This window comes from Bacillus sp. S10(2024) (assembly GCF_050473865.1).
GTDB lineage: Bacteria > Bacillota > Bacilli > Bacillales > Bacillaceae_G > Bacillus_A.
The window spans coordinates 2,182,699-2,197,670 of sequence record NZ_JBFLUR010000002.1 but is presented as its reverse complement, the minus strand read 5'-3'; the positions used below and the strand labels follow the sequence as shown (position 1 = coordinate 2,197,670).

Below are 14,972 nucleotides of genomic sequence, written 5' to 3'. Positions count from 1 at the left end.
TTTTTGTAGGAACATAAAGTGAAACTTTAATCAGCTCTCACCAAATTTTGAGGTGGGAGTATTACTGCCCGCGAATAGCGGGATAAATAATAAATTTTTACATATCAGTTCATTTTTAATAAGAAGAAACAAGAAATGTATTATAATATATGATGAAGTAAAGGGGGGAAGCTTTATGACAATTGCTTCTATTGTAGAACGACAAAGATTTTATTTTTATAGCGGGAAAACAAGAAGTATAGAGGAAAGAAAGAAACAGTTACGAGCGTTATATGAAAGTATTCAGCGCTATGAGTCTGAAATTTTTGAAGCGCTAAAGCTGGATTTAAATAAATCAGAGCATGAATCGTATACAACAGAGATAGGCTATACATTAAAAGAAATTTCTTTTATGATAAAGAATCTTTCTAAATGGAGTAAACCAAAGCGTGTGAAAACGGCAATGACTCATATTGGATCAAAAGGGAAAATTATTCCGGAGCCATATGGCGTAACGTTAGTAATTGCCCCGTGGAATTATCCATTTCAACTGGCGATTGCTCCGATAGTTGGAGCGATTGCGGCTGGAAATACAGTTGTCTTAAAACCTTCAGAGTTAACACCAAATGTTTCTAGCGTTCTTGCAAAAATGTTAACGGAGTTATTCCCACCAGAGTTTGTCGCTGTAATAGAAGGCGGCGCTGAGGTAAGCACAGCTTTACTGAAGGAGCCGTTTGATTATATTTTCTTTACTGGTAGTGTGGGAGTTGGAAAGATTGTTATGGAGGCAGCTGCAAAACAATTAACGCCTCTTACGCTTGAACTTGGCGGCAAAAGTCCGTGCATAGTACATAAAGATGCAAAGCTTGATGTTACAGCGCGGCGAATTGTATGGGGGAAATTTTTAAATGCGGGGCAAACGTGCGTGGCACCTGATTATGTATACGTTCACTCTTCTATTAAAGATCAATTTATAGAAGAAATGAGAAAAGCTGTGCACGAGCAATATGGAGAGAAACCATTGCAAAATGAAAAGTATGTTCGGATTGTGAGCGGGCGGCATTTTGAAAGATTATGTTCATTTTTAGGAGATGGTCAGGCTGTAATCGGCGGGAAATATGATCAAGATAAACTAGTAATTGAACCTACAGTACTTACAGATGTGACATGGAATGATGCTGTTATGGAAGATGAGATTTTTGGTCCCATTTTACCATTATTAGAGTATGAAAATATAGAAGATGTGATAGCGACAATTCAGTGCCATCCGAAACCGCTCGCATTATATGTTTTCTCTGAAGTACGAGATGTGCAAAAGCAAGTAACGCAATCCATTTCCTATGGAGGCGGTTGTATTAATGATGTTGTATATCATCTAGCAACACCGTATTTACCATTTGGTGGTGTTGGTCAAAGTGGACTAGGGGGTTATCACGGAGAACAGAGCTTTCAAACATTTTCACATTATAAAAGCATTTTGTCTCAATCGACAGCATTCGATATGAAAATCCGCTATTCTTCTACAAAAAGTGCTTTAAAATTCATCCGAAAATTGTTAAAATAATGATGGTGTTTATCAATTGGTGCGTCCGTATGATAAAAGCCCCTTCAACACGAAGGGGTTTTTCTATTCAAGGTGTGCATCGTACAAAATTACACTGAACATATTACATAAAGTGAAGCTTCTATCAGTGGTGAACATCCACCATTGATCACGTTCAAATTGCGTGATCAAACATCATTTTTGTTTAAATTGAAACAAAGTTATTGTATATAGAATACTTGGTTATTTATGAATATCAAAAATATGAGGTAGATAGGAAGAGAAGATGAAAAATATTATTAAAGTCGAAGCAGTAGAAAAACATTTTGGGGATCAAGTGATTATTCCGCCGCTTTCTTTAGACATTAAAGAAGGCGAGTTTTTAACGATTCTTGGTCCGAGTGGTTGTGGGAAAACGACGTTACTTCGTATGATTGCTGGTTTTGAAAAACCGACAAAAGGTATCATTTCGCTTGATGATGAAACGATTAACGATTTACCATCTTATAAGCGTCATATGAACTTAGTGTTTCAGCATTATGCACTGTTCCCACATATGACGGTTGAGAAGAATATTCGTTTTGGATTGAAGATGCAAAAGGTTTCTGAAGCAGAGCAACAAGAACGTGCTGAGGAAGCGATGCGTTTAACACAGTTAACAGAATTTCGTAATCGAAAGCCATCTAAACTTTCTGGTGGGCAACAGCAACGTGTAGCGATTGCACGTGCAATTGTGAATAATCCTCGTGTATTGTTATTAGATGAACCGCTAGGAGCACTAGATTTTAAACTTCGAAAAGATTTACAGCGTGAATTGAAAAACTTACAGCGTAATCTTGGCATTACGTTTATTTATGTGACGCATGATCAAGAAGAAGCGATGAGCATGAGTGATCGCATTGTGGTTATGAACAAAGGTCATATTGAACAAATCGGCACGCCAAAAGAAATTTATCATAAACCAGAAACGTTGTTCGTTGCGACCTTTATTGGAGAAAATAATATTGTTCAAACAAGGGAAGCATACATAGCAGTACGCCCGGAAAATGTGAAAATACGTTCTGTAGAAGAGTCATCTAATGAGGGCTATCACTTTGGCCATATTGAGGATATTGAATTTGTCGGAAATATGGAGAAGCTTTATATTCGCGATGAGAAAACAGGCGAGTTGTTTATGGCGTATCAAAGTGCAGACGAAGCGATGCAGTGGAACATTGGTGACAATGTGTCTATAGGCTGGGAAAAAGAGGATGAGGTGACCTTAAATTGAAAAAAGGGAAATTACTCGCATTACCGACAGTTGCGTGGTTACTAATCTTCTTCTTAGTCCCTCTCTTGTTTGTGTTAGCTTTTTCATTCCTACAGCGCGGGACGTATGGAACAGTTGAGATGAGCTTTACGTTAGAGAATATTAGACGTGTATTTGATGCGCTCTATATGGAGACGTTATGGGAAACAGTAAAAATTGCTGTTATTACAACAGTACTTTGTTTATTGATTGGGTATCCGTTCGCCTATACGGTGACGATTGTTGATCGTAAATGGCGTTCTCTTTTACTGCTTCTTGCTACAATCCCATTCTGGATTAACTTTTTAGTCCGTTCGTATGCTTGGATTGTTATTTTACGTTCACAAGGGCTTGTCAATACATTGTTGCTGAAATTAGGTATTATTAGCGAACCTTTAAACTTACTATACAATACACCATCTGTTATTCTAGGGATGGTATATTCACTCTTACCATTTATGATTTTACCTGTATATGCAGCGATTGAACAATTTGATAAGAGAAAATTAGAAGCGGCATATGATTTAGGAGCAACACCGCTCAAAGCATTTTGGCATGTAACAGTTCCAATGACGATGTCAGGAATCGCGACAGGATCGATTTTAGTATTTGTGTCATCTATTGGTATGTTCGTTGTATCAGACGTTATGGGTGGTTCGAAAGTTGCATTAATCGGAAATGTAATTCAAAATCAGTTTTTAGGTGCACGTGATTGGCCGTTTGGGTCAGCGTTATCGATGATTGTTGTGTTATTCTCCGTTCTGTTAATTTACTTATATTATCGGGCTACGAAAGTATATAACTATGGAAACGGAGGGGAATAAACGAAGATGAAAAAGTTTTTAGTCACTTATTCTTGGCTAATTTTATTGTTTCTTTATTTACCAATGATGGTACTTATGCTATTTTCGTTTAATGACTCACGTATTAATGCGGAGTGGAAAGGCTTTACACTTCATTGGTATACAGATTTATTTCAAAAACAGGATGTAATTGATGCACTTATAAACAGTTTAACGATTGCAGTTGTCACGACAATTGTCTCTACACTGTTAGGTGTGTTAATCGCAATTGCTTTACATCGTTATAAATATCGTTTTGAAGGTGCAATTAACGGACTTGTGTATTTACCAATTCTCATTCCAGATATTTTAATGGGATTATCGCTTTTAATTTTGTTTAGTCAACTTGGGATTGAACTTGGACAAATGACAATTATTATTGCCCACATTACATTTAGTATTTCATTTGTCGTTATTGTTTTATCAGCAAGACTTTCGGGTATGGGGCGCGATTTAGAAGAAGCAGCAAATGATTTAGGAGCAACGCCGTGGCAAACGTTTCGTTATGTAACGCTACCAGGACTTGCGCCGGGGATTATTTCAGCGGCATTATTGACATTCACGTTATCGATTGATGATTTTGTAATTAGTTTCTTTGTGTCAGGTCCAGGCTCAACAACATTGCCACTGTATATTTATAGTATGGTAAAACGTGGTATATCACCTGAAATTAACGCATTGTCGACAATTTTAATTGTTGTAATTGTTGGATTAATGCTTGCTTCTGAAATGTTCCGTAGCAAAGGTGCAGATGGAGAGGGAAATTCAGGCGGCCATCTTCCATTGTAATAAAGTGAAACTTTAATCAGTGGGAGTATTACTGCCCACGAATAGCGGGATAAATGACCGAGTAAAAGATGAAGGATTAAGTTCAAACTAGGAGGGAATGTAAATGAAATGGATGAAAGTAGTCGCAAGTACTGCACTTACTTTCGGAATTGCTGCTGGTGTGTTAGCTGGGTGCGGCGAAAAGAAAGAAGAATTAAATATTTACAGCTGGGCTGATAACTTTGATGAGCAAGTTATTAAAGACTTTGAAAAGAAATATGACGTGAAAGTAAATTATGATAAATATGCAAGTAATGAAGAAATGCTTGCGAAATTACAAGCAGGCGGCGCAAAGTATGATTTAGTTCAGCCGTCTGATTATATGGTAAAAACAATGACAAAAATGGATTTGTTAGAACCATTAGATAGAAAGAACATTCCGAATGTAGAGAATCTCGTTTCAAACTTTAAAACACCGCAGTTTGATCCGGAAAATAAGTATTCAATAGTGTATACATGGGGCGTAACGGGCATTGCTTATAATAAAAAACATGTGAAAGAGGCGCCAACAAGTTGGGCTGATTTATGGAATGAAAAGTATAAAGGACACGTGGCATTATTAAATGATTCTCGTGAAGTACTTGGCATGGGGCTTAAGAAACATGGTTTTTCAAATAGCTCAACAAATGATGCGGAGTTAAAAACAGCTTTTACAGATCTTCAAAAATTATTACCAAATTTATTAGCGTTTGATACAGATAATATTAAACAACAATTTATTACTGAAGAAGCATGGATTGGTACAGTATGGTCCGGAGATGCGGCGTTCATTGCAAAAGAGAATAAAGATGTTGGATACGTCGTTCCAAAAGAAGGTGGCACAATTTGGGCAGATACATTAGCAATTCCAAAAGGTGCAAAACATAAAGAGCTTGCAGAGAAATTTATTAACTATATAATGGATCCTAAAGTCAGCGTGAAAAACTATGAATCCATTGGATATAGTAATCCAAATGAAAAGGCTCGTCCTCTTCATAGTAAAGATTATCAAGAAAATCATATGATTTTCTTATCAAAAGAAGAGCTAAATCGTACAGAGTGGCTTGTTGATGTAAATGGAAAATTAAAAGATTATGATCGTTACTGGACAGAATTGAAGACAGGTAAAGAAAAATAATAAAAAAGCGCGATTTCTTAGCGGAAATCGCGTTTTTTTATAGTAGGAGAAATGAATGTTGAAAAAGAAATTACATATATATGAGATTGTTTGTACCGTACTTTTGCTTTGTGCATTTAGCATTATTGCGTGGAGAGTACATTCTGGCGGAGTAACGACAATTGATGAGTATGTGAAAGGAATGGTGACAGGACTTCAAACAGAATCATCACTTACGTTTTTTCGTTATGTGACAAAACTTGGTTCTGGTAGTGGGATTGTCATCGGGTTAGCAGTGAGTCTGTTTCTTTTTTGGAAGAAACGTTATTACGTAGCAATGATCATATATCCTCTTTCTATTCTTAGTACACATCTTATTAATAAAGGGATTAAAGCGATTGTGAAAAGAGATCGACCGACTATTAACGAGGCGCTAGATGCACTCGGATATAGCTTTCCAAGTGGACATGCGATGTTATCAATTGTTACGTATGGATTTCTTGCCTATATCATCGCAGTGAACGTAAAAAGTGTAACAGTAAAATGTTTTGTGACAGTATTAGCAATTGTATTCATCGTTTTAATTGGACTTAGCCGGATCATTTTATCCGTGCATTACCCAACTGATATTTTAGCAGGTTATTGCATGAGCGGTGTAATACTTATTATTGCTATTTATTTACACCGTTTGTTTTCAGAGCGGTTTCAAACGAATCAAGAGCGTTAATATAAGGCTATCCTTTTTTGTAGAAGGATAGCTTTTTTTCATGAGTGAGAGAGTGAATATGATACACTAAGAGAAAGAATACGAGAAGAGGAGTAGGTGAGACTTTGTGAAAACTACTGTACATAAAGTAGATACGTGGGGAAAAATTGGCGCTTTGTTATATCGATTTCGATATACAACGATTGCGCTATTAATTTTGCTAGCTGCGCTACTTGGGATATTTGCACCGAAGCTTCCTGGTGTATTAGGCGGAGATGGATTTCAAACACAAGGTGATTATTTAACGACAAAAGAGATATTAGACAAAGATTTTAAACAGTCGCAAGATACACTGTTACTGGTCTTTCAAAAAGAGAAAGGTGTATCTCAGCAACAGTTTATCGAGAGAATTGATGAGGTCGTAAAAAAAATTCAAAGAGAAGAAACTTACGAGTCTTTTCATGAGCCGATAGGAAATAAAACAATGCTGAAGGAAGATATTGCCTATGCCTCAATTTTATTTTCCGGGAAAACAAGTAAAGAGCGGAAGGAAAAAACATTAGCATTTGTAAAGGATATTCAAAAAGAAAGTAACGGGGAGGTCAAAATATCTCCAACTGGATATCCGGTTATTAATGATGAAATCAATACGAGAACACAAAATGATTTGAAAGTAGCAGAAATGATTGGATTGCCGATTGCGTTTTTAGTGTTATTGCTTTCTTTTGGCAGCTTGTTTGCATCGATTTTGCCTATTTTAAATGGAGCGCTAAGTGTCATTAGTACGATGGGAATTTTATATTTTGTAGGAGAACAAAAGGAACTTTCTATTTTTGTGCTGAATGTGGCGCCGATGATTGGGCTAGCTTTATCCATTGATTTTGCTCTTTTATTTGTGAATCGTTTCCGAGAAGAGCTGGCACATCGTTCTGTTAAAGAAGCGATTATGGTTACTTATCAAACGGCGGGACGCGCCATTATTTTTTCAGGTTTATGTGTATTTGTCGGTTTGTCCGGTTTGTTCTTTTTCAAAATTGATTATATTCAAGCCGTCGCAATTAGTGGGATGATTGTCGTAATCATGAGTATTTTATTTTCACTGACGATGCTTCCAGCACTGTTAGCTTCAATGGGGAAACGTATATTAGGAAAGAACCAAAATGTTAAGCGCACAGCACCGATGTGGCGTAAATTTGCACAGTTTGTAATGAAATATCCAATTGTGATGACCATTACTGTATTTACATTTATTATCGTTTGTTTATTGCCGCTTCGAGGTGCGGATTTACAGTTTCCTGGTGTAGAAGCATTGCCTGAGAAAAGTGAGGCACGTATTGCTTTTGAACGTTATGAGGACGCATTTAATAAAACGGTAAAAACTCATGCAGATGTGACGCTCGTCATAGAGACAAAAGGAAATGTAACAGAAAAAGAGAATTTACAAACGCTACAAAAGGTTGTGCAGAAACTAAAGAATGATAAAGATGTATATGAAGTGAAAAGTTTATATGAACAACTTGGAAATATGTCTGCAGAACAGCTGACAGCAATGTTGCAATCGCCAAATCGTGCACAAGTAGAGCCGGCATTAGAGGCTTACGTGAAAGGGAATAAGACAACGATTGGAATTGCTCTAGATACAAAACCAAGAACAGAAAAAGCAAAGCAATGGGTCCGAGATTGTAAAGAAAACTATAAAACAGAAGGGGTAACCTATTATTTAGGTGGAATGACAACTTTCCAGCAAGAATTAGAAGATGAAATTAAAGATAAAGTTGTTGTGGGGATGTCTGTTATTTTTGCATCAACGTTTTTAATATTGTTATTAGCATTTCGTTCGCTCCTGATTCCAATTAAAGCAATTGTGATGAATGTACTTAGTTTAAGTGCTACCATCGGCATTGTCATTTGGCTTTTTGAAGGAGGTCATTTTGGATTAGAACAAAGCTCGGTATTATTTGTATTGCCGATTTTTATCTTTGGATTAGTATTTGGATTAAGTATGGACTATGAAGTATTTCTTATTTCACGTATTCATGAATTATACGGAGAGACGAGAGATAACGATTATGCAACGCTAGAAGGATTAGTGTCAACAAGCCGGATTATTACGTCAGCGGCATTAATTATGATTGTTGTTACGGGTGCATTTGCTTTTACTGATATTTTGCCAGTGAAACAGATGGGGCTTGGCGTTGCGCTAGCCATATTCCTTGATGCAACTATTATTCGATTAATTCTTGTACCAAGTTTAATGAAAATGTTTGGTGAGTGGAACTGGTGGCTTCCGTTCAGCAAAAAGAAACAGAAAAACACGCATTAATAAGTAGCTCTCATCTAGTAGGTGAGAGCTACTTATATGAATAGCTTTCCCCCTTTTTAGCGAATAGTATGAGATAAGGAGATTACATATAAGAGTGGGGGAAAGGCAATGTTTCGTTATTTTAAATTTAAATTGAATGATACTGTACAGTTTGGTGAAAATGATGGGCATATGTATCGCATTGTCGGCTATCGGTTAGAAAAAGGTTTTTATTCAAAAGAGACACATATTATTTATGAATTACTACGCGAGTTTGATGGATATACACTCGATGCAGAAGAAGGTGAGCTTGTGAAAGTGATTCAAGTAGAAGAGGAGTATTATAAAATTCGTGATATGGGGGAATATCGTTATCCTGTTAAGCTAAAAACACCGCTGCAAAAAAATAATCATAAAACGATAGACCAATTATTAGATGCTTATAATGATTACAAGCGGTTAGCTGAATTTTTTCAAGATTTATCATATGAAAGAAAAGCGGAAGAAATGTTGCAGGAAATGAAAAGGATTCATGCATAAAGTGATAATGAGAGACAGTTCAAGTGCGAACTGTCTTTCGTTATGCAAGAGAAGTGATTTTCCGTTACAATAAGAAAATGAATAGAAATAAGGTGATGATATGAAAGTGAAGAAAATGGGAGAATGGTGTGAAATTACGGTTCCTGCTGAATGGGCTGGACGAACGATAGATTCTATTTTGAAAGAAGAATGGCAAGTTCCTAAAAAATTATTACACAAATATCGTATGGAAAAAAGTATTCTTGTGAATGGAGAAGGAAAACGGTGGAGTGAACAACTGCAAAAAGAAGATAAATTGCAAGTTCATATGTTTGTGCAAGAAGAGTATGATGTAGAACCGGAGTTTTATGATATAGAAGTTATATATGAAGACGATCATGTATTAATTGTTAATAAACCCATTCAAGTAGACACACATCCTGCCAATAAAGGCGGGACAGCCACGTTAGCAAACTATGTAGCCTTTCATTTACAAATGCAAGGAATTGAAACAAAGGTGCGTCACATTCACCGATTAGATAAGGACACAACAGGTGGAGTCGTTTTTGCAAAGCACGCTTTAGCCGGTGTGATTATGGACCGATTATTAACAGAGCGTAAAATTAAGAGAACATATATGGCACTTGTTGAAGGGAAAGTACAAAAGAAGCGGGGGACAATAGATGCTCCAATTGGACGAGATCGTCATCATGCATCAAGACGTCGTGTCTCTCCCCAAGGTGACCGTGCTGTAACACATTACGAGGTCGTACAATATTTGAAAGAGAGTAACATAACGCTTGTTAAAGTTCAATTAGAAACGGGAAGAACGCATCAAATACGCGTTCATATGAGTTATCTTGGTCATCCGCTCATTGGCGATGTATTGTATGGCGGTAAGACAAGGCTCCTTTCTCGTCAAGCATTGCATGCTGCTCATATTACAATGTTACACCCAATTACAAAACAGCAAATTGAAGCAGAAGTACCTCTTCCTCATGATTTTTCTCGTGTTTTACATTCTTGTATGAATACAAAATAAATAGAGCCTTCTTAGAAGGCTCTATTTCTATTACTTCGAAATAAATTCTTGTGTCCAGTAGTTTCCATTTTCTACGTAACCAACACCAATATGTGTGTATCCGCTATTTAAAATATTTGCACGGTGACCGGCGCTATTCATCCAAGCTTGTACAACTTCTTCAGGAGTGCGTTGTCCTTGTGCAATATTTTCACCAGCAGATTTATATGAAATACCAAACTGTTTCATCATATCAAACGGAGAACCGTATGTTGGGCTAGTGTGATCGAAGTAATGATTTTTCTGCATATCTTCTGATTTAATACGTGCTACTTTACTTAGCTCAGTGTCCACTTTTAATGCTGGTAAACCTTGTTTTGTACGTTCAGCATTTGTTAAGTCAACAACTTTTTGTTCAAATGCGCTTAATGAACCTTTCGACTCTTCAGCAGGCTTATCAGCTGGTTTCGTTGGTTGGTTGTTGTCGGCAGGTTTATTAGCTGGTTTATCAGCTGGCTTAGTTGGTTGGTTGTTGTCGGCAGGTTTGTTAGCTGGTTTATCAGCTGGCTTAGTTGCTTGGTTGTTATCAACAGGTTTATCAGCTGGTTTAGTTATTTGATTGTTGTCAGCAGGTTTCTCTTCTGGCTTAGCTGCTGAGTTGTTATCAACTGGTTTTTCTTCTGGCTTAGTTGCTTCATTGTTGTTAACTGGGTTTGTAATTACAATGTTTCCCCAAGGAGTTGTAATTGTTGTGTAAGTTGGTTGACCAGGAATAACACAGTTGCCTGGTTGGAAAGCACCCGCATTCCATTTTGCATATGAATTAAGAAGAGATGTTAAGAAAGATTGAAAGTCTTGTTGATTCATATATTGCATAAATAACGGAGAATGCGAAATATTTTGAACTTTAGGTGTTGATGGTTGCATTGTTTCTGCTTTCGCAGTATGTGTTGATACTCCAAGAGTAAGAGCAGTTGCTGCTACTACAGATAGTAAAGCACGTTTTTTCATTACAATTGTCCCCCATGTAAGTATAGATTTATTATCAAACAGTTTTGTTTTTGCCTACCTGTTTGATTGACACCATCATCGTAGCACAGATTTTGTCGAAAAAAAGTTGGAAAAAAATTCATAGGTTGCAAGATTTCCTTTTTTATCCTAACTACTTAAAGGGAACAAAATAACGAAATATTAGACGTCATAAGGGATAGTTAATATTTTAATAGAGGAAGAGTAACAGCAATAATTGGGTATATTTTCTACCTTAAAGGGAGGAGAATGGGATAACACTAACGTTTATAGGAGAAAACAGAGGGATATTATGGATTGTTTTTAACACAATTGTAATCTTTTTGTCGTTCTTTTTTAGTATACAGTAACATATTTTTAATGTTGTAGACTACAAAAAAGACGGGCGTATCTTTAATTGAGAAAGGTACGTCCGTTTTCATATTGAGAGGGAGTTGACCAGAAAACGGAATTTTGTCAGTTCCTTCTAGTGCACTCTATGTGTTGAAGCGCCGATATATTGATGAAAACAGCAGATATATGAGTGGAATTGTAAGAAGGAGCTGCTATGATAAGTATGATCTGCTCTCGTCCCCTTGAGAAAAGGGGTTTTTTATTTTCATTTTTCAATTTATATTTATATATTAAATAGTAAGAAAAAAATTTCACACTTTCCTCACAATTATCTGCTATTTTACAAGTATAACGAAACTGTCCATAATGGAGGTAATCTTTTGAAAAGGTGGCTTATTTCACTTTGTATCGTACTATTACTTACAGGGTGCAAGGGAGGAGCGTATCAATCTATTGATCCGAAAAAATCGCTTCTTATAACGACAAATATAAAAGAAGGAAGTATTAGTTTTATTGATACTGATACGAAAAAAACAATTACAACGTGGCATGTAAATGAAGCTGTTACGGGAACAACGTTGTTACCTGACAAGAATCGCTTACTTGTGTATGGAAAACAGCTTGAGTATATATATGTATATTCTTTGAAAGATGGAAAGCAGCTTGAAAAATGGAATACAGGAAAAGGGATAGCCAATATATTATTATCTGAAAATGGAAAAGAGCTGTTCGTTGCAGATCAAAATCAACAGAAAATTCGTTTGTTCACAACTAATGGAAAAGAAACAGAGAGCATTTCGGTTGGGAAGGGTCCGCTGACGATGGTCCAACATCATGATATGTTATATGTTCTTAATTTTTATGATACGAAATTGTCTAGTATTAATGTGAAACAAAAGAAGGTTGTGAATTCTTTTATGATTCCACCAGCTTCAACAGGTGCTTTTCTTAGCGGTGATGGAAAGAACATATTTATTGGTGGGCATGGTGACGGGAAACAAGTAAATGAAAAAGTTCTCGAGTATTCTGTACAAGATGGGCAAATGTTACAATCGTTACATGCACCATTTATGCCGATCAATCTGTCTACAGATCAACAATTTATTTATGTACTTAGTCACGGGTCGAATACGCTGAGAAAATTTGATGGAAAAACATATAAAGAAGTAGGATCCCTTGAAGTAGGCTCGAATCCATTTGCATTTTGGAAAATGGGTAGTGAAGGGTATGTTGCAAGCTATGATAGCGATGAAGTGTATGTTTTAGATTTAAATGAAATGAAAATAAAGCAGACGATTTCAGTTGGTAAAGGGCCATTTCAATTTACGCAAAGAGTAGGGGAGAAGAAATGAGTAAGTATAAAGTATTACTTGTTGATGATGAAAGTGATATGAGGCAACTTGTTGGTATGTATTTGGACAACTTTGGTTATGAGTGGAAAGAAGCTGAAAACGGAAAACAGGCGCTGCACATGCTGGAAATAGAAAACTTTGACTTTGTTATTTTGGATATCATGATGCCAGAAATGGATGGGATTACGGTTTGTAAAGAAATCCGAAAAACATCTGATATTCCGATTATCTTTTTGACAGCAAAAGGAGAGGAATGGAATCGCGTAAATGGACTGCGTACAGGAGCAGATGATTATATTGTGAAACCATTTAGTCCGGGAGAATTAATTGCACGTATGGAAGCGGTATTAAGGAGATATACGAAATATGAAGAACAAGAGGAAATAGAGTTTGGACCAGTTGTTATTAATGAGAAAAGTCGCCGCGTTGAAATAAATGGGGAAGGTATTTCATTAACTGTGAAAGAATTTGATTTACTTTATTTTCTTTGTCAACATAACGGCCAAGTATTTAGCCGGGAACAGTTGCTTGAAAAAGTTTGGGGATATGATTATGCCGGTAGCACTCGAACAGTTGATACGCATGTGAAAACAATGCGCTTAAAGCTTGGAGAACGTGGGAATTGTATTCAAACGGTTTGGGGTGTAGGCTATAAATTTGAGGTGTAAGATGTTTACGATGGTACAAAAGTTATGGCTGACCATTGCGTGTGCGGTTTGTATTACAGTTTCGTTTTTATATTTTGTTTCATTGTATTCATATGAAAAATTATATGTCCAAAATATTGAAGACACATTAAAAGCAGAGGGAAACCGTCTTGTTGCGCAATATAGAGCAGATGAACCTGTAGATGTATTTGAAGAAAGAGTAAAATCATTCGATAAAATTGCGAGTGCCGATGTATTGTTTGTGAATAATCCGCGCGATTTAAGTGCATGTCTTCCTTTTGATGTTCATTACAATTCCATTATTAGCGAGGATGATCGGCAATCATTATTAGAAGGAAAGACGATTACAAAGATGGGATACGAAGAACATTTTAAGCGTAACATTATGGGTGTCGTTATTCCTGTATTAGACAATAAAAAATTGGTCGGTATTGTATATTCTTATATTCCTTTAAAGAGCATTAAAGATTTAATTTATGAAATGGGACTCATTTTAGCACCTCTTGCTCTTGTCATGATTGTGTTAACTGTATGGATTGGTCGAAAGATTGTCATTGCCATTACAAAGCCCCTTTCACAAATGGAACGCGTTGCAAATTATATGGCAAAGGGAGATTTTTCACAGCGAATTACAATTTCATCAGAAGATGAAATTGGACGGCTTGGTAAAGCATTTAATAAGATGGCAAGGGCACTAGAAGAAGAGGATGTACAGCGAAAAGAATTTTTAGCAAATGTGTCACATGAGCTCCGAACTCCACTTAGTTATATTAAAGGATATAGCGAGGCAATTATTGACGGTGTAGCAAAAGGAGAGCAGCAATTAAAATTTACTCAGCTTGTTCATAAAGAGGCAGGACGTATGCAGCGACTTGTTCATGATTTGTTAGATTTAGCGCAACTTGAAGGAGAACGTTTTCCACTTAAGAAGCAGCCTATTGTATTTGCACAGTTAATTGAAGATGTACTAGAGACATATGAATTACAAGTGACAGAAAAGCAAATTACATTGCAGACAACTCTTGATCCAGATGTCATTGTCAATATTGATGAAGACAGGATGCAACAAGTGCTTCATAACATCATAGATAATGCGATTCGGTACACAGGTGAGAATGGTACTATACTTGTTCAATTAGAGCAACAACCAGGGCAATGTAAATTGCAAATTAAAGATACTGGGGTTGGCATTGGCGCCGAACATCTCGACAAGTTAGGAGAACGTTTTTATCGAGTGGATAAAGCGAGAAGTCGTCACAACGGTGGAACGGGACTAGGACTTGCAATTGTAAAACAAATTGTGCACATTCACGATGGAACATGGCAAATTGAAAGTGAAGAAGGAAAAGGAACGACGATTTTGATTTATTTACCAGATATTTCTTCGTAATAAAAAGATAGAAATAACTATTTTTGTCTATTTTATGAACAAAATGTTTGTACTTCTGCGCGTTTAGTTCTAAAAT

The 14,972-nt window shown here is 36.5% G+C and carries 13 protein-coding genes; 12 read left to right on the top strand and 1 reads right to left on the bottom strand.

The window, feature by feature from the left end:
- Window positions 1-175: 175 nt before the first annotated feature.
- The 9 genes from AB1280_RS11340 (at window position 176) to AB1280_RS11300 (ending at window position 10,145) form a co-directional block, all read left to right on the top strand.
- Window positions 176-1,543 (top strand): aldehyde dehydrogenase, encoded by a 1,368-nt coding sequence (locus AB1280_RS11340; protein WP_429755847.1) that lies wholly within the window; start codon window positions 176-178, stop codon window positions 1,541-1,543.
- 265 nt (window positions 1,544-1,808) lie between these two features.
- Window positions 1,809-2,792 (top strand): ABC transporter ATP-binding protein, encoded by a 984-nt coding sequence (locus AB1280_RS11335; protein ID WP_429755846.1) that lies wholly within the window; start codon window positions 1,809-1,811, stop codon window positions 2,790-2,792.
- A complete protein-coding gene (locus AB1280_RS11330) occupies window positions 2,789-3,634 on the top strand; it encodes an ABC transporter permease (RefSeq protein WP_272187431.1) in 846 nt (281 codons plus the stop codon). The genes AB1280_RS11335 and AB1280_RS11330 overlap by 4 nt, the downstream gene beginning before the upstream one ends.
- 6 nt (window positions 3,635-3,640) lie before the next feature.
- Window positions 3,641-4,441, top strand: coding sequence for an ABC transporter permease (locus AB1280_RS11325; protein ID WP_272187432.1), 801 nt, complete (start codon window positions 3,641-3,643; stop codon window positions 4,439-4,441).
- Window positions 4,442-4,544: 103 nt separating this feature from the next.
- A complete protein-coding gene (locus tag AB1280_RS11320; RefSeq protein WP_429755845.1) occupies window positions 4,545-5,597 on the top strand; it encodes a polyamine ABC transporter substrate-binding protein in 1,053 nt (350 codons plus the stop codon).
- A gap of 58 nt (window positions 5,598-5,655) precedes the next feature.
- Entirely contained in the window at window positions 5,656-6,303 is a 648-nt protein-coding gene (locus AB1280_RS11315) for a phosphatase PAP2 family protein (protein ID WP_429755844.1), read from the top strand.
- 106 nt (window positions 6,304-6,409) lie between these two features.
- Complete coding sequence (locus AB1280_RS11310) at window positions 6,410-8,605, top strand: MMPL family transporter (RefSeq protein ID WP_429755843.1); 2,196 nt, start codon at window positions 6,410-6,412, stop codon at window positions 8,603-8,605.
- A 108-nt stretch (window positions 8,606-8,713) separates the two neighbouring features.
- Entirely contained in the window at window positions 8,714-9,124 is a 411-nt protein-coding gene (locus AB1280_RS11305; RefSeq protein ID WP_272187435.1) for a histidinol dehydrogenase, read from the top strand.
- A gap of 100 nt (window positions 9,125-9,224) precedes the next feature.
- Window positions 9,225-10,145, top strand: a complete 921-nt coding sequence (locus tag AB1280_RS11300; protein ID WP_429755842.1) for an RluA family pseudouridine synthase — start codon at window positions 9,225-9,227, stop codon at window positions 10,143-10,145.
- Window positions 10,146-10,175: 30 nt separating this feature from the next.
- On the opposite strand, the gene AB1280_RS11295 is transcribed toward AB1280_RS11300, so the two are convergent.
- Window positions 10,176-11,135, bottom strand: coding sequence for a CAP domain-containing protein (locus AB1280_RS11295; RefSeq protein WP_429755841.1), 960 nt, complete (start codon window positions 11,133-11,135; stop codon window positions 10,176-10,178).
- A gap of 731 nt (window positions 11,136-11,866) precedes the next feature.
- On the opposite strand from AB1280_RS11295, the gene AB1280_RS11290 reads away from it, so the two are divergent.
- Genes AB1280_RS11290 through AB1280_RS11280 form a run of 3 tightly spaced genes read left to right on the top strand, consistent with a single transcriptional unit; the run spans window position 11,867 to window position 14,896 of the window.
- Window positions 11,867-12,838: a YncE family protein gene (locus AB1280_RS11290; RefSeq protein WP_429755840.1), complete on the top strand. Its 972-nt coding sequence runs from the start codon at window positions 11,867-11,869 to the stop codon at window positions 12,836-12,838.
- Entirely contained in the window at window positions 12,835-13,506 is a 672-nt protein-coding gene (locus tag AB1280_RS11285) for a response regulator transcription factor (RefSeq protein WP_272187441.1), read from the top strand. Before AB1280_RS11290 ends, AB1280_RS11285 begins: the two co-directional genes overlap by 4 nt.
- Window position 13,507: 1 nt before the next feature.
- Complete coding sequence (locus AB1280_RS11280) at window positions 13,508-14,896, top strand: sensor histidine kinase (protein ID WP_272187442.1); 1,389 nt, start codon at window positions 13,508-13,510, stop codon at window positions 14,894-14,896.
- The last annotated feature ends 76 nt before the right edge of the window (window positions 14,897-14,972 follow it).

What these genes read in the sequence shown, in the direction of transcription:
- AB1280_RS11340 (WP_429755847.1), top strand. Translation starts at nt 176, where the DNA reads ATGACAATTGCTTCTATTGTAGAACGACAAAGATTTTATTTTTATAGC.
- AB1280_RS11335 (WP_429755846.1), top strand. Translation starts at nt 1,809, where the DNA reads ATGAAAAATATTATTAAAGTCGAAGCAGTAGAAAAACATTTTGGGGAT.
- AB1280_RS11325 (WP_272187432.1), top strand. Translation starts at nt 3,641, where the DNA reads ATGAAAAAGTTTTTAGTCACTTATTCTTGGCTAATTTTATTGTTTCTT.
- AB1280_RS11320 (WP_429755845.1), top strand. Translation starts at nt 4,545, where the DNA reads ATGAAATGGATGAAAGTAGTCGCAAGTACTGCACTTACTTTCGGAATT.
- AB1280_RS11305 (WP_272187435.1), top strand. Translation starts at nt 8,714, where the DNA reads ATGTTTCGTTATTTTAAATTTAAATTGAATGATACTGTACAGTTTGGT.
- AB1280_RS11300 (WP_429755842.1), top strand. Translation starts at nt 9,225, where the DNA reads ATGAAAGTGAAGAAAATGGGAGAATGGTGTGAAATTACGGTTCCTGCT.
- AB1280_RS11295 (WP_429755841.1), bottom strand. Translation starts at nt 11,135, where the DNA reads ATGAAAAAACGTGCTTTACTATCTGTAGTAGCAGCAACTGCTCTTACT.
- AB1280_RS11285 (WP_272187441.1), top strand. Translation starts at nt 12,835, where the DNA reads ATGAGTAAGTATAAAGTATTACTTGTTGATGATGAAAGTGATATGAGG.
- AB1280_RS11280 (WP_272187442.1), top strand. Translation starts at nt 13,508, where the DNA reads ATGTTTACGATGGTACAAAAGTTATGGCTGACCATTGCGTGTGCGGTT.